Source organism: Fibrobacter sp., assembly GCF_017545445.1.
In the GTDB taxonomy this organism is placed as follows: Bacteria; Fibrobacterota; Fibrobacteria; order Fibrobacterales; family Fibrobacteraceae; genus Fibrobacter.
Genome location: NZ_JAFWOM010000059.1, coordinates 14425 through 40798, shown reverse-complemented (window position 1 = coordinate 40798; position 26374 = coordinate 14425). Strand labels below are relative to the sequence as shown.

Sequence of the window (26374 nt, the reverse complement as noted above, 5' to 3'; positions counted from 1 at the left end):
GCATGACAAATGCTTACTGCTTATCGTTCAGCACCTCATACCTCAAAGGCACAAGGTGCCGACCTCACAGCTCATGGCTCGCTACTTCTTCACGGTGATGCGGAAGGTTTGGCCACCGTTCTTGGATTTCACGATATACACGCCAGAGTTCTTGACGATTCCTGCTGTGATTGCATGGAGGTCTTCGACACCGCGAGTCGTGAACGTGCCTACGCTCTTACCCTGAGCATCAAAGACGTTGTAGTTCTTTTCTGCGGTCGAGAGCAGCTCGATTTTGCCCGGAAGAGCGGTTCTATTTTCCGTATCGATATGGGCACTGTCCGTGATATCCTTTTCCGGCTGATTTTCGTAAATCTTGTTGATCTCGTCACGGCCGTATTTTGCGGGCGGAATTTCTTTATTCCAACCGAAATTCTTGAAACCGAGAAGCGAGTATTCCGTCGGATCGTTCAACTGCTTGCGAACCGGAGCAATGCGGAACGTGTGAGAGTATTCAGCCCTTGCGTTCAAGCGGTATGCATCGAGCGGTTCGGCACCCCAGGAGTTGATGCCGCCAAGGCCCATCTGGTGTAAATCTACACGGAGCGTAATATCTTTGTCGCGCTTGAGTTCCCACGGGAGCTTCACGTTGGTGAGCTGTTCCGGAGTGTAGTGCTGTGCGCTGAATTCCATACGCGGATTGCCCACAATCATAAGGCCCTTGCCCGTCTTTTCGTTCGTAAGAGTAGCCCACTTCACGTCCGTACGCTGGCCTGTTTCGCCAATTTCCATGTACATGACCGTCATGGAATCAGCGTATGTCGAGTAGAGGCCCATGAAGCTGCCGCGGTTACGACCGATGTAGTTTTCGTCTGGGCCACGACCAAAGTAACGAACCTTTTCGTAGCCGCCCGGCACCGTAAAGAGCGTACCCACATTCGGGAGATAGCTCTTGGAGCCATCCGGGTTGAGCGTGTAATTTACAACGATATCGCCACTGCCATAAACCGTGTAGGTCATCTTCATGCGAGTGCTGCCGACATCCGGGAAGGTGAAGTTGAATGTCACCTGCGTTTCTTGAGCGGAGACTTCCTTGACTTCGGAGGTCACGTTACGCTTTTTGCTTGCGCTGCGCCATTCGCCATGGCCACGTTCCATGTTGAAGCCCTTGTCGTTATCGGTCGGAGCACGCCAGAAGTTCGGAATGCCGCCGTTCTTGATAATCGTATCGCCATCGAGAACGTAGCTTGCAAGCGTTCCAGCCTTTTCATCAAATACAACCTTGAAATCCTTGCCTTCGATGGTGAGACCGTTATTCTTTGTAACCTTGTGTGCATCAAGCGTACTGATGTCGATTTCTGTGGACCAAAGCTGACCCAAGTCAATGCCGAACTGTTCATGGCCAATGCTAAAGCCGGAATTTGCCCAGAGTTCATCCTTCTTCAAACGGAAATCAATATCCAAGTGATATTCGGCACCGACAGTCGTTTCGATTTTCGGCATGTCAATCGTCACGGTCTTCTTTTCGTTCGGACCGATGTTCATCTGAGAACCGTCAATCTTGCCTTTATGAATGACCTTGCCGTTTTCACGAATTTCCCAGAAGGCATCGAGAAAATCGCCGAGATTCTTGTAGAGGTAACGGCTCTGGATTTCAATCTTGCCCTTGGCTGCATCGATGTTCTTTACGCGAACTTGGCTGTACTGGTATTTGACTTCCCACATTTCCGGCTGAATTGCACGGTCAGGGAATACAAGGCCGTTAGCGCAGAAGTTGTCATCGTTCTGCCAGTCGCCCCACATGCCGCCGAATTCGAAGTACGGCGTGCCTTTGTGACGGAGGCCCTGGTCGATGAAGTCCCAAATGAAGCCACCGAAAGCACGCGGGTTACCGTAGAAGGCATCCATGTATTCCTGCAAGTCGCCCACGGAGTTGCCCATGGCGTGTTCGTATTCGCACAACATAATCGGCTTGTTTGCGTCGTTGTAGTTACGTATTGCATCGGGGCCGAAATACATCCAGCTGTTCACATCGGCGTTGTTCCAGTCGCCTTCGTAATGAACGTAGCGGGTGGAGTCAATTTCGTGGGCACGCTGGCGTTCAGAGGCGAACACGTTACCGTTACCGGCTTCGTTACCCAACGACCACAAGATAATGCTCGGGTGGTTCTTGTCACGCTGCACCATGGAATTCATGCGATCGACAGCCGGAGCACGCCAGTCATCGCTATTCTTCGGCAAATCGTTGTTGGCACCGTGGCTTTCAACGTTCGCTTCGTCAATCACGTAAATACCGTACTTGTCGCAAAGATCGTACATCACCGGATTGTTCGGGTAGTGCGACATACGGAGAGCGTTAATGTTGAAACGCTTCATGAGAATCACATCTTTTTCCATGCGGTCATATGTGACTGCACGTCCGTTATCCGGGTCGAGTTCGTGGCGGTCAACACCGTGGAACTTCACCGGCATGCCGTTCACGAGCAAACGCGGAGCACCATTTTCTTTTTTGATTTCAATTTTTCTAAAGCCAATCTTGTTACTTTCAACCTGAATAATCTTGCCGGACTCGTCCTTCAACGTGAGCACTGCGGAATAGAGGTCCGGGGTTTCGGCAGACCAGCGCTTCGGAGAAGAAAGCGGGAGATCGAAATGCACGCTCTTTTCGCCACCCTTCGAGCCAATGCCAGAAACCGTCTTAGCGTTCGGCTTGATAACTTCGGCACCCAATGCATCGTACAAAGATAGTTCTACAGTATATTCGCCCGATTCTTTTTCGGTTGAATTATAGACCCAAACGGTCGTCTTCAAGAGACCGTCCTTGTAATTATTCGTAAGCGTGGCGTCAATCTGGAAATCCTGAATGTGGACTTCGGGAACCGCGTAAATATAGACATCACGCATGATGCCGGAAAGACGGATAAAGTCCTGGTCTTCAAGCCAGGAGCCGTCGCACCAGCGGAACACCTGTACGGAAATGTTGTTTTCACCTTTGCGGAGGTATTTGTTGATATCGAATTCGTGGCCCGTGAAAGTATCTTCACTGTAACCAACGTAATTGCCGTTCACCCAAACATAATAAGCGGATTCAACGCCTTCGAAATGCAAACGGATGCGCTTGCCGTCCCATTTTTCGGGAACCGTGAAATTGCGGCGATAATGACCGACCGGGTTAAAATCCGTCGGAGCATACGGTGCAGAAACGCGGTTGTTCTGCGACCACGGATAAATAACGTTTGTGTAAATCGGATGGTCGTAGCCCAAAAGCTGCCAAGAACTCGGAACCTTGATTTTGTCCCACTTGGACACGTCATAGTCATCCTTGTAGAAATCATTGTTGCGCTGGCTCGGCTTTTCAACATGGAAAAATCTCCATTCACCCGAAAGCGTCTGATACCATTCCGAAGCGTGACGGTCGCCCTTCACGGCCTCTTCAACCGTTGAATACGGCATAGAAGTCACGTGCGGATTCAACCTGTTCACGCCAAAAATTCTCGGCTTGCCATTCCATTCATCGTTGGGCTGGGCAAACAAAGATACTGCGGACAACAGCCCGGCAGACAAAACCAAAGACAAACTAGAACCAAAGTTCATAAGTCCTCCCTTATCATATTCCTGCATAAAAAATACCCCCAAGATCGGGGTTTTTTACATGACGATTTCAAAGTTTCATGGACACTTTATCCAAGTGTCCAACGTGGAATACTCTTATTTAGAGGGTTGATCCCAAGGAAACGGCACGGCAGAACTATCGCTGACCCCTATGGGAATCGTCAAATTCGACGGCAGTTGCGTAATATTATCGAGAATTAACTTAGAAATAGGCTTTGCAATCAGATAGCCGATAGTAGCAGCGCCAACAACGACCCCAGAAAGCATCACTTCGCCCTGAGAATGAGACTGACGGATCCAATGGTCAGCAACTTCATTGCCAATAAAACGCTCCGTGCTGAAATCGACATCGTCTCGCTTGCGGTCTTTGCTGGACACCAGCAGATGGGCGTACGTCACATCATCCTTACGGATTTCCAAAAGCATTTTCCGGCCAAAAGAGGTTCCCATCCGACAACTGTTGGTCGATTCGCAAACCAACTCGCCATTCCGGTAAAAGTCGTAATTTTCACTACCCGGAACTGTAACCCAGAAATGATTGGCACAGCCCGCCAGCAAAATCGTCAATAGCAACGCAAACGCAGACTTCATCATCACCACCACACCTGAGCACTGACATTCCACACATGGGGAAACATCCAGCTTTCATCAGAAAGTTTCTGGACTTCATAGAAGTTGAACAAATAGCGAACTTCTATAGCGAAAATAGTTTTATAATCTACTGGCTTGAAAAAAACGCCTGCTTTCAAGAACAAAGTCAATCCTTCACCGCTCTCGAGATCCGCAAACGAATATTTATCCGAATCGTATTCCATATAAGAAAAACCTGCACCCGGTCCCGCATAAGGGAAAAAGTTACGGCCATCAAGCACATAAGCAAAAGAAAAGAATGCACCGGCATAAGTAAAATCGTCGTCACCCAGCCCTTCGTCAATCCCCAAATTTCCATCAAGAGAAAAAAGAAAGTTGTTGTAAAGATAATGAGCCGAAAGATCGATGGACGGTGCAGCGGCAAATTCTGGAGACGCCACCCCTACAGCACCAAGTCCAACACCCAATCTAAATCCATTCCAACGGCCAAACTTCATCGCAGCCACATCCGCAACGGGCTTTAAGTCATCGGGCGTATAAGCCATGTGCTTGTAACTCCAGACTTCATCTTTGTCATCGGAATTTTTGAGCGAGAACGTCACCAAAATGTTATCGCCCTTGCGCAACATCTTGATTTGCAAAACGAAGTCGCACTCGCTTTCGCGTTCAACCACCCACATGTATTTTTTAGCTTCTATGTTCCCCTTAGTCCAACGAACTAGCTCGTCTGCATAGTCTTGATGCACGCCGTCCAATTCCACCGCAGGAACGAACACGCTCGGTTTCGCCCAAAGAATCGTGCACAGAAACGCTATCAAAAACGCAGTGAATTTCACAAAAGCTCTCATTCAAAATTTGGCGGAAAGATAGAAATTTAGGATGCATAAATGTACAAGAAACTAGACCCAGTCTTTCCTATCTCCACACCAAACATTACGGGGCTTGCGTGAGGCCTGTGCACCCCTCGAACATTTCCTTGTAGCAATCCATTGCTAATGTGGTAGCGGGAAGTGTGGGAATTTGTACGAGACCGGTACACTCGCGGAACATTCCCCAGTAGCACTCGACAGCCAAAGTCGTAGCAGGCAGTTCTGGGGCTTGCGTAAGGCTTACGCACTCCTGGAACATCCAAGCATAGCACCGTGTGTATAATTTCTTAGCAGGGAGCACCGGGGCATGCGTCAAGCTGGAGCACCTTCGGAACATCCAAGCGTAGCACTTGTCGGCTAATTTTGCGGCTGGCAATTGAGGAGCTTGCTTGAGGCTAGAGCACCCATAAAACATTTCCAAGTAACATTCTTTAGCCATCTTCGTAGCGGGCAGTTCCGGAGCATGCGTGAGGCTTTTGCACCCCTCGAACATACATTCGTAACAAGCTCTTTCCAACTTGGTTGCAGGTAGTTCTGGAGCATGCGTAAGACTCGTACACTCTCTGAACATACGAAAGTAGCAGCCTTGTGCCAAAGTCGTGGCAGGCAATTCCGGAGCTTGCGTGAGATTGGAGCAACCATCGAACATTTCTTCGCAACAAAAACAATCCAACGTCATTGCGTTCAATTGAGGGGCTTGCGTGAGGTTGGTACAGCTTTGAAACATACCAGAGTAGCATCTGTTGGCTAAAATAGTAGCGGGCAAATCCGGAGCTCGCGTGAGATTGATGCAACCACCGAACATACCCCTGTAGCAGCATGCTTCCAACTTGGTTGCAGGAAGTTCTGGAGCTTGAGTAAGGCTTTTGCACTTCCAGAACATTTGATAGTAGCAATCTTCAGCCAAAATGGTGGCGGGTAGCTCCGGAGCTTGAGTCAAGCTAGTGCATTCCCAAAACATCTCGCAATAACACGCTTTTGCCAATGTCGGCGCAGGCAGTTGTGGAGCTTGCTTGAGGCAAGAGCACTTAGAAAACATTCCATAGTAACAATCTTCAGCCAACGTGGTGGCGGGTAGCTCTGGAGCTTGCGTTAAGCTAGTGCATTCTACAAACATCCCACAATAACACTCTTTTGCCAATATAGTCGCAGGCAGTTGAGGAGCTTGCTTGAGGCTAGAGCACTCATAAAACATTCCTTCATAGCACCCCATTGAGAGCGTTGTCGCCGGCAATTCTGGAGCTTGCGTCAAGCCCGCACAATGAAGAAACAATCTTGCGAAACAGAAGTCGTTCGGGATGACTTTAGCCTCCCCCTTTCCGTCAATCAAACTCATCACGCTGCCGCTTGCGGCGATCCGTCCAGTTAGAACAAATGAAGTGCTCTTTTTTTTCAGGTCCTTCGAGAAACCTTCTGGATTGTCGCCCTTCAGCCATGCACAGTCCCCTTTATTTTTCAGTACAACCGGGGTGTTCTTTTTCATGGCATTCCATGTCACACCTTTATCCAGCGAGTATTGCAAATCCGGGAATTTTTTTGTTTGATTTACAGCCGAAAACGACGCATTGTCCTCCTCGGCTGTGAAGGTGAGGTAATTGCAGGACGGCACGGCTTCGGCATGCCCCTCCGTGAAAAGAACATCTGTTTTTAAGTTATTCATTAGCAAAATATTTAGTTGTTATGGTGAAGTTTAGAATACTCTTCCGCAAAAGCACTCTGACGCGGATCCCATTCCTCGCCCGTCCATTCTCTTACGTAATTAGCCGTTTCTTCGAAATCGATGCAATGATAAAACACACCATCGCGGACTTCGCCGTGACCAATCCCCCACTCGATCATATCTTCGGATTGCCAATCAATTTTAAACACAAGCCCGTCTTTTGCCATTTTCTCGTAAACCGGAATCGGCGGCAAATCGTCCGTATCAAAAGTCACCTTTCCGCTTAAGATTGACCGCAATTCAAGCCCCTCGCCATTTTCGTTTTCACGAGCATCTTTTTCGGCATATTCAGGGAGCACCCTCGCAAGCGAAAATTTTCCATCGCCTTCGCCATAAAGCTTGATGAACTTTTCAATTTGTTCATCATCCATCGTGATAAAATTATAGACAGAAAACATAAAGGGACTCCTGTTAAATTCGTACAATCATAATATAGATACACACCACCTGGGCAAACGTCTATTTTTTTTCAGCACTAGCAGCAAGTTCTTTCAACGCAAGTTCCTTCAACAGTTCTTCAACATCTTCAAGTTCGGCCTCATCAGTTGGCAAATGAATAGTAGCTTTAACATAATCTAGCCCTGTTAGACCTTCAGCTTCATCTTTTGTTTCTTGAATGGTTTTCTTTAGGGTTTCCCTAAGTTTAAGCAAATCTTCTTTGGGCATCGTTGGAACATAATTTGCCATAGCTACCACCTCGATTTTTGAAGTTACTCCGGAAAATGAGCAAGATAAGCGTCTTTCAGCACATCATCGTGAGAATCGATGATTCGTTTCAGTTCAGGGATTAAGGATTCCACATCACTCCCGTTCTTCAACGATTCCTCGATAGGAAGCAACGATTCGTCACGAGTCTTTTTGTAGAGAAGGTCGATTAGTTCCTGAGCACTAGAGCTATCAAGCGTAAGGTCTTCGGGATGGTCCAGAGCATAGCACTCATACACAGATTCCAACCCCTCGACGGAACACCCTGCAGAGTCATCGTCCAGCCAAAGGATGAAATACCGACAAACTTCATCGCCGTCCTTATTTTTGCAGTAAAATTCACGCCGCCAGTACGTGACATCGACTTCCATTTCGTTTCCGCAATGGAGGCAAGTGTCACTGGACGGAATCGTAGAGCGAACCTTGACAAAATTCAGACGCAAATCCCCTGCGACCTCATCAAAATCCGGACTCATCGTCGTCTCTTTTCCGCATTCAGAACACGAGACTTCGACATCTTCGGAAAAGAACCAAATTCTTTCGTGAGGCATGGTGATACTCCTTTGCTGTGATTGAACAGTTATAATATAGATTTAGTATGCGACAAATGGAGACGCTTTACAAAGCATTCATTCTTCAGATTTCAATCTTTCACACACTTCTCGCATGAATTGGGAAGCATCATCACAGTTAATTTCATCCTCATTCAACTTACGATCAACATCATTCCGTTTTATTTCACCATTCTCGCACCACACAAACTGCAGAAGCCTCAAAAAACATTCCTAAAAACTTACTTTTTACAGAAGCATCATTTTTGCACGAAAAACGGCAACCAATCGGCGAAAAGCAAAGGATTTATATACTTTATAACTATTACAAATACAACGCCAAGGAGAACAGATGGCGGATCGAGTCCACCATGACACCGCCATCAAAAATGGCTTACATCTCATAAAATTTAATTCTTTTAATTTAAAGAATTAAATAGTAAATCTACATATTATTCATTAAATTTAAATAGATAATAATTGACTTTTTCAACAACTTTTAGTATATTATTTAAGCAAATAAAAAGGAGGGAACATGAACGCATACTCAGCACAAACCGATGAATCCGCACTCACGCTACTCGGGAAACGTTTGGCAGCTTTCCGCATTCGGAACAACTGGACGCAAGCACAACTCGCCAAACAGTCGGGAGTAAGCAAAGGAACCGTCGAACGCATTGAACGCGGCGATTCCGTACAAGTCGTGAATTTCATCAAAGTACTGCGTGCATGCGGTATGCTCGAAAGCTTTTTAAGCATCTTCCCAGACGATTCGCCCTCGCCCATGCAGCTTTTGTACATGGGAAAAACCAAGAACCGCAAACGAGCAAGTTCGCCACACAAGAATGCAATCAACACAAACATTCTTGCAGATAACACTACCGATTATAACGCAGACAACCAAGCCAACGACGCACCCAAAACTCCCTGGGTTTGGGACGAAGACAAGTAACGGTACAATATGATTGCGGTAGAAGTAAAACTTTGGGGATCGACAATTGGAGCGCTTTCGATGATGGAAGGCGAAAGCGTCGCTCGTTTCGAATATGCACCGAACTTTATCGGAGCAGGCATCGAGCCCTCACCTATTGCCATGCCCGTATCTAGGCAGATTTATTCGTTCCCGATGTTATCGAAAACTTTCCACGGATTGCCGGGACTTTTCGCAGACAGCCTCCCAGATAAATTTGGCAACAGCATTATCGACTCGTGGCTTTTGCGACAAGGGCGTGCGCCCGAAAGCTTTACCGCTCTCGAACGTTTGTGCTATACGGGGAACCGAGGCATGGGAGCACTGGAATTTTTGCCGTTGCAAGGGCCAGATGCAACAACAGACGATTCTTTGAACATCGAGAATTTGCGAATTTTCGCAGCCGAGGTTTTGAACCAACGCAAACGTTTTTCGACAAAAGTACTCAGCAAAAAAGGTAACAAGTCTTTCGAAGATATTCTTAGGGTCGGCACATCTGCTGGCGGCGCACGTGCAAAGATTCTTGTAGCCTACGACGAAACTAGCGGAGAAATGCGTTCGGGGCAAGTGGCGACCGATCCACGATTTGGCTATTGGCTTTTGAAACTCGATGATGTCGCGAACAACCGCGATAAAGAAAGTGCAGATTTATTCGGCTACGGGGCCATCGAATACACTTATTCGCAAATGGCAAAGCTTGCGGACATCAACATGACGGAGTGCAGATTGTACGAATGTGCGGGCCACAGGCATTTTATGACGAGGCGATTCGATAGGCTTGCTAGCGGCAAGAAATTGCATTACCAATCGCTTTGCGGCATTGCACACTACGATTTCAACATGCCGGGAGCATATAGTTACGAACAAGCGTTCAACGTCATCAAAAGGCTTGGCCTTGGCTATGACGCGCTCGAAGAAATGTACCGCCGAGCAGCATTCAACATTTGCGCTCGCAACCAAGACGACCATGCGAAAAACATCGGATTCTTGATGGATAAACGCGGAGTGTGGACACTCGCACCGGCATTCGACATGACGTACGCCTACAATCCACAAGGAGCATGGACTGGAACGCACCAAATGACATTCAACGGGAAACGCAGCGGATTTTCGCTAGACGATTTCAAGGCTGTCGCCAAGTTCGCGGGATTGAAGCAGGGTCGTTACAAGAAAATTCTTGCCGAAGTTGAAGATGCCGTAAAGCAGTGGCCACGACTCGCCAAGCAGAACGAAGTACCCGCAAAGATTGCGCACGCAATCGCAAGAGTACACGAATTTATTTTGTAGTAAATAAAAATGCCCAGCACAAATGCAAATATAAGAAATAATGGATTCCCTCCCTTCGGTCGAGAATGACAGCTCCGAGGGTGACAAATCCGAGGTGACAGTATAAAAAAACGTCTTATCTCAACTGCACTCGATGATTCATGTGCAAGGCTTGGCTGCGAAGGATATATACACCATTTGCATATCCTGCATTCCTAAGCGTTTTCATAATAAAATGCAATTCTGCGTTATACAACGAGATGTATCCCAAAAACGAACCAATCACACTGAATACTTCAACAGAAAATCGTTCCTTGCCTACGAATTCATCCATATTCAATGACATGTCCTCATCAATTTTTTTGATAGGATAAACGTCCAGTATCCAATTAGCAGTCAATTTAACACTGTCGGCCACATTATAGCCATATAAAACAAAATCTTTTTGAGGAATCATTTCAAGTTCACGCGTCCACCCCGCAAAAATATATCCTCGCCGTTGCGGTTGAGGAATTTCAATACGGTCTAAAAAATTGATAGAATCAGGAATAGCATCATGAGTATCAAATGCACCTCCATTTAGTTCATACAAAACAGCATGTTTATTTTCAATCGCATTTTTTAGCCATATATTCCGCGACTCAAACCATTTTTTAGCACACCAAATATCGTATTCCACAGAACTAACCCCATCAACATTCCAACGAAAAAATTCACAATAACGCGATAAATTTATTTGCACACCTAAGGCTTCTTGCAATTTTTTCAATTTTTTTTCAAGAGTGCTCCATAAGACTGGCGCAATACTATCGTATAAGTCCCTGTACATATTAGCAAAAGTTCTATTAAAGCTTTTAAACATCGAAGCGGCGTAAATACGTTCGTCATTATGCTGAACTGACCATTTTCCTTCTTGCATAAAATTCGAGTCGAAATCCCAATTGGTCAGCATACGGAGTTTTGTCTTTTCCGTTGCGTCATACTTCGACATGAATATATTCGATCCAGCAGCATCCCACGATCCTAAAAAATCATGTACCAACAGCCATCGAGCAAAACTTTTTACATCAATATAATCGTCATACGAGCCATCACCCATATGCTGTTCTAGCATATTCATATATTCTTCTATGTACGACAACTGTTCTTCCGAAACATCGTCATCATCGGGATACTTAAAAGTAAATTTTTGATTATAGAGCGGTGTTACAAACTTGACATTTTCATTCCACCAATACGCATCCCGTTCAATGATATACCCACTTTCGGACACATCAGCCCTCGATTCACTGCGATTTACCGATTCCATAAGCAAATACAGACCACGGTAATCGTTATTGATGACAACATTTACAAAAGCATACTTAGGGGTCCACGGTACACCAGCAATATCGCAAACAGTGAAACCGATGACATGTCCAAGCGTTGTCGCAGTCTTGTGCAATATCCACTCTTTATCTTGAAAAGATTTTCCGCTGCGCGAAATCAAAGGAGCTAGTAAATCGGCCTTCTTTTGCAATTTTAACTTATAAGAAGATTTTCCACCCACGACAGCACTTGTATTACCACGAAGTTTTATCGTAAGACCGCTAGCCTTATACTTATATTCTCCACTTTCATAGACAAGATTACCACTACTGTCAACAATTTGCATCGATGCAGGAGACTTCGTCACATTGGTTATGCTACGACCATAAGAATTTTCTGCAGCATAAGCATATTCGGCACTCGGTTCTTCCCCATTAAGGGTATTGATTCTAACCGTTGGCAAACCCGTATAGGCAACAACAAAGACTTTCGAAGATTTACTTACACCCTCAGAAGATGTTGCAACACAATAATAAAAACGAAATTCCTTATTGAGAAAAGGTTCCGTAATATAGTGGGAGGAATTCGCTCCATCAAGAGCCATGCCCGATACATTAGAATTAGATTCGCTTCTATACCATTGATACGAAACGCTACCGTCTAATTCAATATTGCAAGAGAGTTCTACCGATTCGCCGGCCTGCGAAAAGTTTATGATAGAATGAGGCGGCAAAACACGGACAGAGGACGCTACCGAATCCGTTCGCGCGAAAATAATTCCAATAGTAACAAGCCATAAAAAAAATACACGTAGAAATTTAATTTCCACATATTCCTCCTACACTATAACCATACAACCCTAATTTATTTTATTACTTACAATATAAAAAAATAACATGGTCCCAACAATGAGGCCATGTTAGATTTAACAACTTTGTACTATATTCGTCACATTTTATTACTTCACCAGCACGCGGAAAGTCTTGGATTGCCCTGCGCTGCGGACCATATAGACTCCTGGGGTAAAGCCTGCGGAGCGGATGGACTTCGCAATGCTCTGGCCGTTGACTTCGACATTGCCGAGGAACTTGCCCGTCATGCCGAATACAGCGTAGATTTTTTCAGGAATTTGAAGATTCACGCGAGCCGTGCGGATGCCGACGTTATCCTTGCAATCAGCTTCCTTGCAGAACTTGATCCAATCAACATTCACGAAGTTGCCGACGATTTTCATCTTGAGCACATGTTCGCCCTTCGCAATTTCCTTTGTCTTCGCAGTAACCGTCGAATAAGTGGACCAGTCTTCGCCCTTTTCGGCCTTGATGACATCGGTAATTTCCTTGTCGTCAATGAACAACTGAACGCCCACATCTTCTGAGGCAGTCGCCATGTTCAACTGAACCGTGTATTCGGCAGCGGCTTCGTTGTTGACGGTGTATTCAACCCATTCGCCATCTTCAGTGTAACCGAGAGCGTAGCCTTTAGACTTGTCCGTAGAATCGATTTGCACGATATCGACTTCGTCTTCGCGATAGGCGCCGCCCTGATTTGCACGGTCGTTATCGTAGAAGGCTTTGTTGTGGCCACCTTCGTCATAGTTTTCGGCTTCGATTTTACCCGGAATTGCAGCAACCTTGCCATTGTAAGCCGTTTGCGGAACAGCGGACTTTTCACTTTCCATGTACCAGTAGTCGAAATCGAAACCGCCCTGCTTGACGACGAAGAACAAGTCTTCAACGCCAGCGGCATCCTTCAAGTCAAATGAATTTTCTTGCCAGCTGTCGCTTGCAGGCACATCGATAGTCGCAAGAGTCGCACCATTTTCAGACTTGGCGTGGAGTTCAATCTTGCCAGCCTTGCCTCTCGTGCAAACGATAATCTTGTCTGCGCCATCGCCCATATCCACGGAGCGAACCTTTGTATAGAAGTTCGAGCCCATGTTGGTCAGATAGACGTTGTCGCCCTGCTTTGCCACATGCTTGATGATGGTATAGTTGCCGCCTTCGGGGTCGCGCGGTTTATCAACTGCAATGCCACCCACCCAAGACTTGGTTTCGGCTTCGACGCGTTCGAACGGGTCGAGATTCTTGATAGGCTTCTTGACACCGTCATTCGTGGATTTAATCGTCGGAATCGTGCCGTCTGCATTCCAGGTGAATTCTTCAACTGCGGTAGAACGGCTATAGCCGCCGCCGTTCACGTTCTTCTGGTTGTGATAGAAGAAGAAGCTGCGCCCCTTGAAATCAATGAGGCCGGAGTGGTTCGTGAATGCAGTGTTATTCCCCTGATCCATGATGATGCCGCCCCATTTCCACGGACCCGTCGGAGAATCACTGGTAGAGTAAGAAATCTTTTCGGGCACGCCATGAGAAGCGTAAATCATGTAATACTTCTTGTCGCGCTTGTGGATCCACGGACCTTCGGTATAGACAGAACCGGACGGGCCAAAACCACGGCTCATATCCGTCACCTTGATTTCGCTTGCGCATTCAATCATGTTCTCCTTGAGGGGGCAGTAATAAAGCTTCGGGTTGCCCCAGTAGAGCCACGCTTGTCCGTCATCATCAATCCATACAGTCGGGTCGATGTAGTCCCAGTTCGGGCCTGCCAAATGCTGACCGTTACGTGCATCCTTGAACGGACCTTCGGGCTTGTCGGCCACGGCAACGTTAATGGCACGACCACCGCGAGTCGATTCGACGGTCACGTAATAATAATACTTGCCATTGCGGCGGACGACTTGAGCAGCCCAGTCACCGTTCTTCTTGGCGTTGCCACCGAAACTTTCGTTCGAAAGGATGAGTTCGCCCATATCGGTCCAGTTCACCATATCAGTGGTGCAAGAAACACGCCAACCATGCATGGTAAAGAAATGACCGCCTTCATCGTTACCGGTATAGACGCAGACGGTGTCGCCAAACACGACCGGAGCCGGATCAGGCGAATAGTACGTCTGGATAATCGGGTTTTCAGCAAATGCGCTCACGGCAAAGCCAAGCCCAAACGCAATCGGCAAAATTTTATTCAGTTTCATATTACACTCCTTATCCCAGTTTTTACTTTACTTGAACCATCTTGCCAAAGCTCTTGTTTGTGCTTTGGACAAAATAAACACCAGATTTAAAGTTCTTCGCATGCATCTGCTGGAGCACAGAGCTTGTCGTCGGCACGCCCATCAAATGAATTGTTCCAACACGATGACCACGGATATCAAAGACGTTAAACGTAGAGCTTCGTGAGATATCCATATTGAAACCGTAACGGACATTCGGCTTGATGGACATGAGGTCATCTTTGCTCTTGCCGAACTTAATCCAGTCGATGTTCAGATAAGTTCCCGTAATCGCCACGCGGAGCACATGTTCGCCCGCCTCAAGCGCAGTCGTCTTGCCATCGACAAAACCGTATGTATTCCAGTCAGCACCTTGCGGAACCGCAACAGTGTCGCTAATCGCCTTGCCATCCATGAAGAGGCGGAAGCTAGAGCCTTCGAGGCCCGATGCCACATTCGCAAGGAATGCGTATTCACCAGCTTCAGTTACTTTCACAGTGTATTCCATCCATTCGCCAGCCTGCGTAAAGCCAATGGCATAGCCCTTGCAGTCCTTCGTGTTGAGCGTATCGGAGCAGCCAAGTCCAACAACATCCACGCCGTCTTCGCGATAGACATTGCCTTCATTCACAAAATCCTTGTCGTTGAAGGAAACGCTCTGGCCGCCTTCATCGTAATTTTCCATTTCAATCATGCCCGGAATCGTCATGTTTTCGACAAAGGCCGTCTGCGGAACAGTATTGGAGAAATCTGCAAGCGGAATGTTGTTGATTTTTTCACCGATTTTCTTGAATTCACCTTGGAGACCCGCAGCAGCAGCAACTGACTCGATATAGCCACCGTTGTTGCGTTCCGTAAACTGGCCCGGCTGATTACGGCCAACACCACTCGGAGCGTTTTTGTAGGAATTGTTTTCGACCGTAAAGCCACTAGAACCTTCGTCGAGGTAAATCGGGAGAACCCAGTAATCAGACCACTTGGAGGCACTGTAATCGTGGAGATAGTTTTCCTTGATTTCACTGCCCGTACCCTGATTACTCAAAGTGTAAATCGGACCGGAATCGCAGAGCAAACGAGAAATATGATGAATGTTGTTCTTATTGACATGGTTGTTCGTCATAGCGGTTTGGTCTTTGGTCCAGCCAAACCCAAGGGAAATTCCAGAGTAGTAAGTGTAGGAAATTTCGTTGTTTTCAATCACCACATAGCGCGGATAGCCAGCACCGATACCCACAGCGCCCTGGTGTTCGTTCGTCACGTTGGTCACGAGGTTGTTGCGAATGGTATCACGTGTACTGATTTCATCCTTGTCCTTCGGATTGTAAGCGATATGAATTTCGGTCGTGGAGTCCTGATAGAACTTGCCAAGCATAATACCAGCAGCGCCAATTTCATAGAACACGTTGCCTTCGATCACGTCATCGTTCGTTCCCGACACAAAGTCAAGGCCAGTTGCGGCCATTTGCGTAAAGGTGCAGTTCTTGACCAAGAAATGGTGAGCGTTTTCAACACGGAAGCCGGCATCGGGACGCCACAGCAAATACTTGTTGCTATTCAACCTTTCCCAATTTCCGCGACCAGGATCCGGAAGGACATCCACGTTGAAGTTTGCTGCCTGCAAATCCAAAAAACCTTCTTCACTGGGGCGAGTATAGTTGGAATGAGCAAAGTTCAAGCCTTCAAAAGACATATAACCAACTTTGTTCTTGGTGTCCTTACCTAAAACGTTGAACATGGTATTGAGGCGGGGAGCAACCACATTGGCCGTAGCCATGTTTTCGCCAGTACGGGGTTTATAATAAAGTACACTATTCTTTTCATCCAGATACCATTCACCCGGAGCGTCAAGCAAATCGTAGGAATTTTCTAGATAGAAAACCTGCTGCTTGGGAGGATTACTCATGAAGGCAGTTCCGAGCATGGGGTAAGCACGGTGGAACAACTTGGTACGTTCAGGATCCTTGGGAATGAGTTTTGCAGTCCCACCGTTCACTTGAACCTTTTCCAATCGCAAGATGCTTTCGGCCCAGGCAATCATCAAATGGATTTCAACATCCTCAATGTTCTTGATATTCTTGACGTAGTCCGCAGAAACATCAAAGGCGCGGCCCGTAGAGTCCACCTTCGTAAGACGCACGAAATCGTGATCAAAGCCGCCGTTGCCCTTTTCCTTTGCATCAATCGCATTGGGGAAGCAAGCACGAACAGCCTTCTTGCCGTTTACATACAACTGACGGAATCGACCATCGACGCCTTCGGCCTTCCAAATGTTGTTCTTTTCGTCATGAATGGTCCAGCCCGTAACCGGCATACCACCCGTAATGAGCGGATTTTCGCCATCAGCGGCTTTATAACGCACGTAATGACCGTCTTTACCGCCATCGGCTTCGGTAAAGTTAACTGTTGCAGGGAGCGCGTAAGTTCCTTCGCGTAAAATCACTTCGATATCGCCCGTCATGGTGCCGTTGATTTCACGCACAGCCTTCTGGGCCTGAGTAATAGTCTTGAAGGGAGCTTCTTTTGTTCCCTTGTTCGTATCGCTACCATCAGGAGCTACATAGAACGTAGCCTGAACAGCGGCGTTTGCAACGGCTGCACCTAAGAAGAATGCTGACATAGCAGCACGCGGACCAAACATTTTAAAACCCATACCTAGCCTCACTTAATAACTATTGATAGTTCACCCTAACAACACTCTAAAATTATTCTTAAAATGGGGTATTTTAACGTGTTAGAATTAAAACATTGTGGACTGTTTATCCATGGGGATAGTGGTTAGTGGTTGGTGGTTAGTAAACAGTAGGCAGTAGGACAAATACGTAAGGCGAGAGAAGCGGCGGAGCTCGCACCGACATTTCCGAGCCTAGTATTTGGTAAATGAGCGTAGCGAATTTACAAGTAGGCGGTTAGAAGATGGAAGCGTCATCCTGACGACCGAAGGGAGGAAGGATCCAGTTATGTCTTGTAGTCACCGGTTTTGCCGGAATGCAAAAAAATACCTCGCCGGGGGGCGAGGCATTTTGAATGTGAGAGGAGAATTCAGAATATCGATTCACAACAAGCCAAAGCGCGGAAGGACGACTTCAGCCAAATCGACAGAACTACACGTTATCGCACGTTCACGCGATGGATTTGTTTTCCCTCGACAGAACGTACCATATAAATTCCACGAGCGTAGCCTGCATTTTCAAGAGCCTGAACCATGCTTGCGCCATTCAAATTCACACGTCCGAGATGCTTACCGGTTGCACTGAACACGTTGTACGTATTTACGGATTCAGGCATCGTCAAGCGAGTTTTGGCAAGTCCCGTCTTTTCATCAGAGAATTCAATCCAGTCGATGTCCATCCAGTCGCCGGTTACAGTAAAGCGGAGGATGTGTTCACCTTTAGTCAATTCCACTTTGGCCTCGACCTCGTTGTATTCGTCAAAGTTGTTTTCGCCCTCGGCTGCAGCAGGAACTGCAATTTCTTCGGTAATGTCCTTACCGTCCATAGAGAGCTTAAAGCTTCCTGTCGTACCGCCCGATGCCACAGCGGCCTTCATAGTATATTTTCCAGTCTCGGCAACATTCACAGTGTATTCGAGCCATTCACCAGCCTGGTTGTAACCGACAATCACACCAGTAGCCTTCTTGTACAAGTCAACGCCAGTACCCTTGCGGTAGTCAGAATCACCATGGTTTTCAGTATCCAGCTCGTTGTAGGTGGTGTTGCCCTCACCCACGCCATTAATGTCAAAGTCTTCCACTTCGATTTTTCCCGGAATGGCGAGTGCCTTACCCTTGAACGGTTCGCGAGGAACAGGCTTGAGAATCAAACGGAGCAGTGCAGAGCCGTGAGCCGGGAGTTCGATAGACACGCGGGAAACCGGTCCCAAGTCCTTCTTTTTCCATGCATCGCGAACTTCGACTTCGCCTTCTACGCCAATATCTTTAAAATCGCATTCAACAGTCTGGGTAGAGCCGTTATTATTGAGGAGCGCCACGGCAATATCGCCATTCTTCAAGGGTTTAGTCCAAACCTGCTTGCCTTGCTTGTCAGAAATGCGGTGGCCCTGAACGCCAAGAGAGTCCTGGTTGATGGCAATCATATCCTTGTTCAGATAAAGTTCCTTGGTCTCGTTGCTCATGTTGCGTACGTCGGAACTGATCATGATGGGGGCCGCCATGATGGACCACATCGTCATCTGCGAACGTTGTTCTTCATAAGAGAGTCCACGGTTGCCCACTTCGAGCATGTCCGGATCGTTCCAATGGCCAGGCTTTGCAATTTGCCAATACTTGTTGTTGGCATCGATAATTTCATAGACGCCGCGGTACCAGGAGGTAGAAATCCATTCGGGTCCGATATCGAAAGTGGTACGCCAGAGGTTCGCAATTTTTGGCATCCACTCCTTGTATTCCCACATGCAAATGCTGAACACGATATCGCGTCCAGAATTGCGGAGGGCCTTGGACATAGCAGTGTAATCTTTTTCCTGAGTATTCGGATCAGAATCGCAGTTATCGTACTTCCAGTAGTCAACACCCCATTCGGCGAGCTTCTTGGCATCCTGTTCTTCGTGACCATTGGAACCGCTCTGGCTATCCCACTTGCTGTTGTAATGGTGGCAGGTACGCTTACCGCGGTCGCCGTAAAGGCCGAACTTCAAACCTTTCTTATGCACATAGTCGGCAATGGCCTTCATGCCGCTGGGGAATGTTTTAGGGTTGTTCTGGAGGTTGCCCTGGGCATCGCGCTTGGTATCCATCCAGTTATCATCGAGGTTCAGGAACACGTAGCCCGCATCTCTCAAACCCGAAGATACCATGGCATCGGCAATTTCCTGAATCTGCTTTTCGTTGATATTTTCGTGGAATACGTTCCAGCTGTTCCATCCCAGCGGGGGCGTAAGCACCAAAGTATCGGCGCTCGCAAAAGCCGAGCCCGCCAAACCTGCCAAAGCCAAAGTTGCCAACACACCAAGTTTGCAACCGTCTTTTTTCTTCAAACCAAACATAAGCACTCCTGTTCCTGGGTATTACTATCCCCCAACCTAAAAATACTCCCCCAAAAGCATAACAAACACACCAAGAATTACGTTTCCCTTGACATATTATCCATGATGGATAAAAAACTACTGAGCAAATCCGAAAAGAAACCGAGCATATTGGCTTTTCTACATAATTTTTGTATATTATTTTTTGATGACAGGGTGGCAGGCCAATCCACCTAAGATAAAAAAGAAAGGTCTAAGATGAGCCGTATTTCGTATTTATATGAAATACGGCTTTGATTTTACCAAAGCGGTAGTCGTTCAGCAATCTGATATCGAATGTCAATGCACCATCGATAAAAAGGAATGGGTCGAACTCAACAAAAATTTGATGACAATTGCCACCAATTTCACCGATTACCTCAAAAAATTTGCAGCATCGTTAGAAAACAGTGACTTTAGCAAATTGCCCGTATTCAAATATTCTTCATTGCAGTATTTTATAGGAGATGTCAAATCCGTTGTTTCTTCAATATCTTCTATGTAAAAAAGCGTCCCCTTTTCAAGAGACGCTCTTTGATTAGAGAGAGACGTAAACTTTATCTCGCAACAGGAACCATTAATGAGCGATTTTGGCACCGCAGAATATAAACGCCCTTGCCAAACCCTGCATTTTGCAACGTTCTTTGCAGATTCGGCACGTCATTTTCAATAATTTCAACAAATCCGATTCGCTTGCCCGCGAGGTTATAGACACCGTACTTGCCGCTTGCCGATTTAAGATGCAACGGGGCGGCAACAAGCCCAGTCTTGTCTGCATCGGCAGGTTCCGCAATCTTTTTCAATTTTACGTTATCCAAATACAACGTCCCCGTCGAAGAACCTGCATTGAAACTCAGGCGGGAATCCTTATCGGTCGCGGCAGTCATTTGGAAATTAAACTTGAAGTTCTTAGACTCCTTGCCAATTTCGAAATTCAATTTTTCCTTGAGGTAGCTTGCCCACGGATCGGTGTGCTGCTCCACGTTCACTTCGAGCGTGCGCGTGCCATTCGCACTCGCGTCAAAACTCACTTCGTACCATTGATTTTTCTCTAAATGCAAGTCATGCTGGATCACCTGCACTTGGTAATTCTCCGTACCGACGGCAGAAATGTCGAGTTCATACTTGCCATTTTTCACATCTCCTGTAGCAGCGGCGCTACCGTGAGTCTGCAAAGTCCACGCCACGTCGGTAGAATCGAAGCCGCCATTGAAAATGCTATCGCGGTCGGTCGGCACCACAATCGGCGGCGGAAGCGAGGAACCGTCCAGCGAATAGTTCTTGACAAAGTTCCAAATTTCAACACTCGTGTTGACACTGACCGCCTCGTCCATGGAATACCAGTGGCCCTTGCCTGCAATCGTGAGCAAACGGACTTCGACGTTATCCTTGCAGCCGCTCCAGACTTCGAGAGAGGCCGCAGAGCCTGGCTTGCTTGATGGATACGGCTTTGTGACTTTGGAACTTGAAGAACATTTTTGCGCAGAAACCCAGCCCTTGAGGGTATTCACGGTACTGTTGTAATTCACCACGTCGTCGGTCGTGCCGTGCGTATGCATAATCGGCATCGCACGCTTAGGCGAGTTCACCCCACCGCCACCAGAAACAGGGGCAATAGCCGCAATCTGGTCGCCCATCTTGTTTGCAACATGGTAGCTCATCATGCCACCCATCGAGAATCCCGAAACATAAACACGATTCTTGTCGATGCCGTACTTGTTGTACATCTCGTTGATGATGGCCTTGATGAAATTGATGTCCTTGTCGCCACCGATGTCCCAAGCCTTATTTTGACCGTTCGGAAACACGACCACAAAGCGGGCCGTATCGGCAATCGGCTCCCACTTGGCGGCGTTCTGCTGATACGGGGCATCCTGATTCATGCCGTGCATCTGGATAATCAACGGACGGCCCTTTTCGATATTCTTCGGGGCATACACGTTCATGGTACGGTTCGTGCCGTTTACATTAATGTTATCTGCAAAAGAAGATGTCGCGAAACTCGCTAAAACAGCAAGCGAAAGAACGCAACGCGCCTTGAATATTTTTCCAAACATACCCTTATACTCCTTGAGGGAAATTTCCCACATTCACCCAATTAGAAAATACCTTTCGGCAGGAGCGTTATTACATACCGTCAAATATTTTTCATTGCATTTTTGACAATGGAAGAAGTTGTCCAAAACAAAAGAAGCCCCCATAACGGGGGCCGAGATGAGGAGGAATGATATGAATAAATTACTTTGTCACGGAGACGCGGTGGGTGTGTCCGTTGGTAAGCGATTTCACGAAATAGACACCGCTCTGCTTCACAAGCGAATTCACCTTTGCACGCACATCAAAGTTGTTCGATGCATCGACGCGACCGATGAACACACCGTTCAAGCTATAGACTCCGTACGTTTTTGAAGCGTCCATGCCGTAACGCAAGTCTTTCAACGAAGTCGTTTCGCATTTATCCTTGCAGAACTCCAGCCAATCGACGTTCACGTTGTTGCCCACGATTTCCACTTTAAGGGCATGTTCGCCTTTTTCGATTTCCTTAGTCTTCGCCGAAACTACTGAATAAGTGGACCAGTCATTTTCACCGTTCTGCTCAGCAATGATATCATCCGTAACCGCCTTGCCGTCAATGTAGAGTTTCACGCCCGCTTTTTCAGAAGGAGTCGCCATGTTCACTTTCACTTCGTAAGAGCCCGTTTCGGCGACATTCACCGTATAACGTAACCATTCGCCTTCAGCCGTGTAGCCAATTGCATAGCCCTTGGACTTATCGGCAGAATCGAGCTGTACGATATCGACTGGATCCTCGCGGTAGGCCTTGCCCTGGTTGTCGCCATCGGAATCGTAGTAGGCACGGTTCGACTTGCCCACATCGTAATTTTCCGCTTCGACCTTGCCAGGAATCTTGGCGGCAACGTCTTTGTACGGAGTCGGAGGAGTCGTGTCCTGCGTACCGCCCAGATAAATTTCATCCTTGTAGTCGGTACCGACCTTGAACCAGTCAAAGTCTGCATAACCGCCCGCAGTCTTTGTCGCAAAGTTGAAGAGGCCCCAGCGTACACCCACGAACATGTGGAGGTCGTAATTAAGCTTTACGTCATTACCAATCTTATTCCAAGTGTTGCCATCGGTGCTGTAGTAGAAATATGCAGTACCGCGGTCAATGGGCAGGTCAAAATCGATTCGCAGATAAACTTTGGAGTCCGAAAGATTTTCGCTTTTGACAAGACTCTCGCGATCCTTGTTTCCGCTGTACATCACCACCTTGTAGCTGCCACCGTCTTTTGCGAGAGCGACAAAGCCCTTGTCATCTTGCAATGCAACGAGGCCCGCCATGTCGCCATCCTTCATGCCCTTGCCATCGACAAGCGTTCTGCCGGAGCTCTTGGGGCCAAAGGAACGCTGCGTGAGCGTGTTCTTCGCGTTGACAATGCGGCTATCGGTACGGCCCGTGGTAATGCGCAAGAATCCCGGATTTGCCGTCAAGGACCAGTTCTTATTATCCGGGTTGTGGTTCCATTGCCATTCGAGCGGAAGCACGTCGGAATCAAAATCGTCAGAAGTCACCATGCCGTAGCCCGGGAGCGGAGATTCCGGCAAGTCAATCGTCGCAGGAGCCTTGGAACCACTCGTCGGAACCGGCCAACCGTCCTTCCATTCCATCGGGACCAAGTGCGACATACGTCCAACCGGGCCGGAATCGCGGAACAAGAGGGCATACCACTTGCCATCCGGCGTATCGAAAATGCCACCCTGCGCAACACCGTTATCGGACAAGAAATATCTTCCGCTAAATCCCGAGAGCAGGTTCTTGGAACGATACACAATTTCGCTACGGCTCTTGCCCGCTGGCCAAGAAATCGTGAACAAGTAGTATTCGCCATTGACTTTTTCCATGTGCGAACCTTCCTGCTGCACATAGTAATTGCTGGTGCCAGTCACCTGGTTCACGCTCACGCCGCCGAGTTTACCGCTCTTGCCGCCTGCCTTCACGCCGCTAGCGTCATCGTTGAGCTGTACGTAGCTAATCTGGTCGCCGCTGCCGTAGAACACCCATACGGTGCCATCATCGTCAAAGAACAGCGACGGGTCGTGATAGAACGGGAGCTGCACTTCGGACCACGGGCCATTTTCGACATCGGCGGTTTTGTACAAATGCGTTCTATTCGTCGTGTAAGACGGAGTCAATACATAGAAGAATCCCTTGTGATAGCGGATGCTCGATGCCCACGAGCCCTTGCCGTAAGCGTCCTGGCCGCCATTCAAGCTGATGTTATTACCGTTCGAAAGAGTCTGGTAAGCATACCCTACCGTACGCCACTGCGCCAAATCCGTGCTCTTGAAAACAGGCACGCCCGGTGCAAAATGCATCGTAGTCGTCACCATGTAATAAGCATCATCGACACGGACAATTGACGGGTCCGGACTATCGACATACATAATCGGGTTATTGACCGTCACGGCAACGCTATTTACAGCGGCAAACGCAGCAACAACAACGGCGGATTTTGCCACTTTACTAAACAATCCCATAGACACTCCTTTTTCCAACCTAAAATGGATAAGTTCTACAATTATAATTTACCCCGTTTACAGCAACTATTTACAAAGCATCGACCCCTTTTTATGGATTTTTTGTCAACAGGTTTAATTTATTTTACATGCAAGGCAGGTTTTTCTCAATTTTCTCAACGCTTTATTTTTTTTCACAACACCATTTCGCAACACCAACGATTCATCCATCTATATTTTGGTTAGGTCTGGCGCAAAAATGGGGCTTGGTTGGACCGGGTGAACAAAATGTTTGGAACGTTTAACAAAAAAAAGGAGTCGCTATGACCATGTTCAAATCCATGGCATTTGCAGGATCAATCGCAGCGCTTAGCTCTATGGCATTCGCCTGGAGCGTAAGCGGCACAATCACCTCAGAAGGTTCGGGCCGAGCACTTTCCGGTGTCAAGATTACATCTTTCAACTATGCGGGTGTAGAATCCACATCAGGTGCAGACGGTACATTTACAATCTCTAACGAGAGCGCCGGTTTGCACTCCGCAATGGCAGCCAAGGCTACCATCGGTTTCAGCAACAACATCATTACCATTTCCGGCATCAAGGCCCAGACCGTCACCGTGTCCGTGATGGATGCACTCGGCAAAGTTTGCGCATCCCAGACGCAGCACTACGTCAACGGGTTCATGACTTTTGACCTGAACAAGAGCACCGCCAAGGGCGCCAAGTTCCTCCGCATCAATGTTGACGGCAAAGGTGCCACCTACCAGCTTGGCAAGACGGTTTCGCTCATGAAGGAAGGCGACCCGCTGCCGTTCTTGCAGTTCTCATTGGACGGTTACAAGAACGCCACTTACCAGGCCAAGGCCGAAGTCGAAACCGACGTCCAAGTCAAGATGACAAGAGGCTCGAACGAACCGACCAGTTCGGATTCTAAACCTGAAAGTTCTTCTGCCAAGGTCGAAGAAAAATCCAGTTCTTCGGAACAAACAGCAGAATCTTCTTCTGCCGAAATACAACAAGTCATCGTTGACTGCGCTGGCAAGACTGCACAGTCCGGCAAAGACGAGACGGTAACCTTGACCGTCAAAGGCAGTTCAGGTCCCCGCAAGTTCATCATGCATGTGCCGAGCGCCTATAAGGGCGACAAGCCCGTCCCGCTGCTTATTGACTACCACCCGATCGGTGGTAACAGCGAAGGGCAGATGAGAGATACGAAGTACAAAGCACTCACCGATAAAGAAGGCGTCATCTCGCTCTACCCACAAGGCACCACCAAAACGATGGGCCCGGGCTGGAACGTCGGTCCATGCTGTTCCAACGACGATGACCTTGAGTTCACTCGCGAAATGATCAAGTATGTCAGAGAAAAAGCCTGCATCGACCCGCAGCGTATCTACGCAGCTGGCTTCTCGATGGGTGGCGGTATGAGTAACCACGTGGCTTGCATGATGTCCGATGTCTTCGCCGCAGTTGCTCCGGCAGCTATGGACCTGAACAAGACCAACAGCGCCAAGTGCACGAAAGCGCGTCCGATTTCTGTCATCAACTTCCGCGGTACTGGAGACAACGTCTGCCGTTACGGTGGTGGCGATAGTGGCTTCAACGACGGTTTGAACTTCCTCGGCGCCGAAGGCACCTTCAAGTTCTGGGCAGACGCAGACGGTTGCACCGGCTCTCCGTCCAAGAACAAAGATGGTTGCGACGAATACTCCAACTGCAAGGACGGCGTAAAGGTCGTGCTCTGCACCAAGCAGGGTGGTGGCCACGAACAGGGCGACGGCAACATCGGCTGGCCGTTCCTCAAACAGTTCACGCTCCCGGCTAGCTTCGTGAAGTAATTTCATTCATAATTCTATACACTACACCAAAAATCGCTCTAGGCATCCTGGGGCGATTTATTTTTTGGTCAATGGTGGTTAGTAGGAAGTAGACAGTAGGACAAATGCGTAGGTTGAGCGTCGCGGCCAAGAGTGTGCAAATTTACTCAAGCATAAGCCATTTATGGACTTATATTTGATAAATGCAGCCACGGACGCGAAGCGTCAACCTTGCTTGGACATGACCGAAACCAGCATTTGGTACTTGAGCGAAGCGAAAGGACAAGTTGGAAGTTGGCTGATTCTATGTTAAAAATCAATTTACGAAACTTTTTAACCTTTTATATTTCTGTAAAAATTGTATTTTATATCAGAAACGCGTTATCCATCTTTATTTTTT

Annotated in this window: 17 protein-coding genes; 4 read left to right on the top strand and 13 right to left on the bottom strand. The window is 47.6% G+C overall.

Annotated elements, in window-relative coordinates; genetic code table 11:
- Window positions 1-81: 81 nt before the first annotated feature.
- The 7 genes from IKG78_RS06325 to IKG78_RS06295 all read right to left on the bottom strand — a co-directional run bounded on the left by IKG78_RS06325 (window position 82) and on the right by IKG78_RS06295 (window position 8027).
- On the bottom strand, window positions 82-3573 hold the full coding sequence (locus IKG78_RS06325) for a glycoside hydrolase family 2 TIM barrel-domain containing protein (RefSeq protein WP_290941093.1): 3492 nt from the start codon (window positions 3571-3573) through the stop codon (window positions 82-84).
- A gap of 114 nt (window positions 3574-3687) precedes the next feature.
- Window positions 3688-4185: a hypothetical protein gene (locus tag IKG78_RS06320; RefSeq protein WP_290941089.1), complete on the bottom strand. Its 498-nt coding sequence runs from the start codon at window positions 4183-4185 to the stop codon at window positions 3688-3690.
- Window positions 4185-5018 carry a hypothetical protein gene (locus IKG78_RS06315; RefSeq protein WP_290941086.1) on the bottom strand — a complete coding sequence of 278 codons (834 nt, stop codon included), beginning with the start codon at window positions 5016-5018 and terminating at the stop codon, window positions 4185-4187. Before IKG78_RS06315 ends, IKG78_RS06320 begins: the two co-directional genes overlap by 1 nt.
- Before the next feature lie 97 nt (window positions 5019-5115).
- Window positions 5116-6711, bottom strand: a complete 1596-nt coding sequence (locus IKG78_RS06310; RefSeq protein WP_290941083.1) for a leucine-rich repeat protein — start codon at window positions 6709-6711, stop codon at window positions 5116-5118.
- Window positions 6712-6722: 11 nt separating this feature from the next.
- Window positions 6723-7169, bottom strand: a complete 447-nt coding sequence (locus IKG78_RS06305; protein ID WP_290941080.1) for a hypothetical protein — start codon at window positions 7167-7169, stop codon at window positions 6723-6725.
- Between the two features lie 61 nt (window positions 7170-7230).
- The gene (locus tag IKG78_RS06300; protein WP_290941076.1) at window positions 7231-7458 is read right to left on the bottom strand and encodes a hypothetical protein; all 228 of its coding nucleotides are present in this window, start codon (window positions 7456-7458) and stop codon (window positions 7231-7233) included.
- A 23-nt stretch (window positions 7459-7481) separates the two neighbouring features.
- A complete protein-coding gene (locus IKG78_RS06295) occupies window positions 7482-8027 on the bottom strand; it encodes a hypothetical protein (RefSeq protein ID WP_290941073.1) in 546 nt (181 codons plus the stop codon).
- Between the two features lie 535 nt (window positions 8028-8562).
- On the opposite strand from IKG78_RS06295, the gene IKG78_RS06290 reads away from it, so the two are divergent.
- Together IKG78_RS06290 and IKG78_RS06285 are read left to right on the top strand one after the other, a co-directional pair.
- On the top strand, window positions 8563-8979 hold the full coding sequence (locus IKG78_RS06290) for a helix-turn-helix transcriptional regulator (protein ID WP_290941070.1): 417 nt from the start codon (window positions 8563-8565) through the stop codon (window positions 8977-8979).
- Window positions 8980-8988: 9 nt separating this feature from the next.
- Window positions 8989-10284, top strand: coding sequence for a type II toxin-antitoxin system HipA family toxin (locus IKG78_RS06285; RefSeq protein ID WP_290941067.1), 1296 nt, complete (start codon window positions 8989-8991; stop codon window positions 10282-10284).
- Window positions 10285-10399: 115 nt separating this feature from the next.
- Here IKG78_RS06285 and IKG78_RS06280 read toward each other — a convergent pair whose 3' ends face one another.
- From IKG78_RS06280 to IKG78_RS06265, 4 genes are all read right to left on the bottom strand, one after another.
- Window positions 10400-12400 (bottom strand): CotH kinase family protein, encoded by a 2001-nt coding sequence (locus IKG78_RS06280; RefSeq protein ID WP_290941064.1) that lies wholly within the window; start codon window positions 12398-12400, stop codon window positions 10400-10402.
- Window positions 12401-12529: 129 nt separating this feature from the next.
- A complete protein-coding gene (locus tag IKG78_RS06275; RefSeq protein WP_290941062.1) occupies window positions 12530-14605 on the bottom strand; it encodes a family 43 glycosylhydrolase in 2076 nt (691 codons plus the stop codon).
- Window positions 14606-14627: 22 nt separating this feature from the next.
- Window positions 14628-17273, bottom strand: a complete 2646-nt coding sequence (locus IKG78_RS06270) for a carbohydrate-binding protein (protein ID WP_290941059.1) — start codon at window positions 17271-17273, stop codon at window positions 14628-14630.
- Between the two features lie 458 nt (window positions 17274-17731).
- Window positions 17732-19624 carry a carbohydrate-binding protein gene (locus IKG78_RS06265; protein WP_290941056.1) on the bottom strand — a complete coding sequence of 631 codons (1893 nt, stop codon included), beginning with the start codon at window positions 19622-19624 and terminating at the stop codon, window positions 17732-17734.
- Window positions 19625-19883: 259 nt separating this feature from the next.
- On the opposite strand from IKG78_RS06265, the gene IKG78_RS06260 reads away from it, so the two are divergent.
- A complete protein-coding gene (locus IKG78_RS06260; protein ID WP_290941052.1) occupies window positions 19884-20147 on the top strand; it encodes a hypothetical protein in 264 nt (87 codons plus the stop codon).
- Between the two features lie 52 nt (window positions 20148-20199).
- On the opposite strand, the gene IKG78_RS06255 is transcribed toward IKG78_RS06260, so the two are convergent.
- Both IKG78_RS06255 and IKG78_RS06250 read right to left on the bottom strand, forming a co-directional pair.
- Window positions 20200-21699 carry a carbohydrate binding domain-containing protein gene (locus tag IKG78_RS06255; RefSeq protein WP_290941049.1) on the bottom strand — a complete coding sequence of 500 codons (1500 nt, stop codon included), beginning with the start codon at window positions 21697-21699 and terminating at the stop codon, window positions 20200-20202.
- Between the two features lie 181 nt (window positions 21700-21880).
- On the bottom strand, window positions 21881-24178 hold the full coding sequence (locus IKG78_RS06250; RefSeq protein ID WP_290941047.1) for a family 43 glycosylhydrolase: 2298 nt from the start codon (window positions 24176-24178) through the stop codon (window positions 21881-21883).
- Between the two features lie 302 nt (window positions 24179-24480).
- Between IKG78_RS06250 and IKG78_RS06245 the strand changes: the two genes are divergently transcribed.
- Complete coding sequence (locus IKG78_RS06245; RefSeq protein ID WP_290941044.1) at window positions 24481-25995, top strand: PHB depolymerase family esterase; 1515 nt, start codon at window positions 24481-24483, stop codon at window positions 25993-25995.
- The last annotated feature ends 379 nt before the right edge of the window (window positions 25996-26374 follow it).

Excerpts from the sequence above, each read along its gene's own strand:
- IKG78_RS06265 (WP_290941056.1), bottom strand. The coding sequence starts at position 19,624 with ATGTTTGGTTTGAAGAAAAAAGACGGTTGCAAACTTGGTGTGTTGGCA.
- IKG78_RS06255 (WP_290941049.1), bottom strand. The coding sequence starts at position 21,699 with ATGTTTGGAAAAATATTCAAGGCGCGTTGCGTTCTTTCGCTTGCTGTT.
- IKG78_RS06285 (WP_290941067.1), top strand. The coding sequence starts at position 8,989 with ATGATTGCGGTAGAAGTAAAACTTTGGGGATCGACAATTGGAGCGCTT.
- IKG78_RS06300 (WP_290941076.1), bottom strand. The coding sequence starts at position 7,458 with ATGGCAAATTATGTTCCAACGATGCCCAAAGAAGATTTGCTTAAACTT.
- IKG78_RS06325 (WP_290941093.1), bottom strand. The coding sequence starts at position 3,573 with ATGAACTTTGGTTCTAGTTTGTCTTTGGTTTTGTCTGCCGGGCTGTTG.
- IKG78_RS06310 (WP_290941083.1), bottom strand. The coding sequence starts at position 6,711 with ATGAATAACTTAAAAACAGATGTTCTTTTCACGGAGGGGCATGCCGAA.
- IKG78_RS06270 (WP_290941059.1), bottom strand. The coding sequence starts at position 17,273 with ATGGGTTTTAAAATGTTTGGTCCGCGTGCTGCTATGTCAGCATTCTTC.
- IKG78_RS06295 (WP_290941073.1), bottom strand. The coding sequence starts at position 8,027 with ATGCCTCACGAAAGAATTTGGTTCTTTTCCGAAGATGTCGAAGTCTCG.
- IKG78_RS06305 (WP_290941080.1), bottom strand. The coding sequence starts at position 7,169 with ATGTTTTCTGTCTATAATTTTATCACGATGGATGATGAACAAATTGAA.
- IKG78_RS06275 (WP_290941062.1), bottom strand. The coding sequence starts at position 14,605 with ATGAAACTGAATAAAATTTTGCCGATTGCGTTTGGGCTTGGCTTTGCC.
- IKG78_RS06250 (WP_290941047.1), bottom strand. The coding sequence starts at position 24,178 with ATGGGATTGTTTAGTAAAGTGGCAAAATCCGCCGTTGTTGTTGCTGCG.
- IKG78_RS06260 (WP_290941052.1), top strand. The coding sequence starts at position 19,884 with ATGAAATACGGCTTTGATTTTACCAAAGCGGTAGTCGTTCAGCAATCT.
- IKG78_RS06320 (WP_290941089.1), bottom strand. The coding sequence starts at position 4,185 with ATGATGAAGTCTGCGTTTGCGTTGCTATTGACGATTTTGCTGGCGGGC.
- IKG78_RS06290 (WP_290941070.1), top strand. The coding sequence starts at position 8,563 with ATGAACGCATACTCAGCACAAACCGATGAATCCGCACTCACGCTACTC.
- IKG78_RS06245 (WP_290941044.1), top strand. The coding sequence starts at position 24,481 with ATGACCATGTTCAAATCCATGGCATTTGCAGGATCAATCGCAGCGCTT.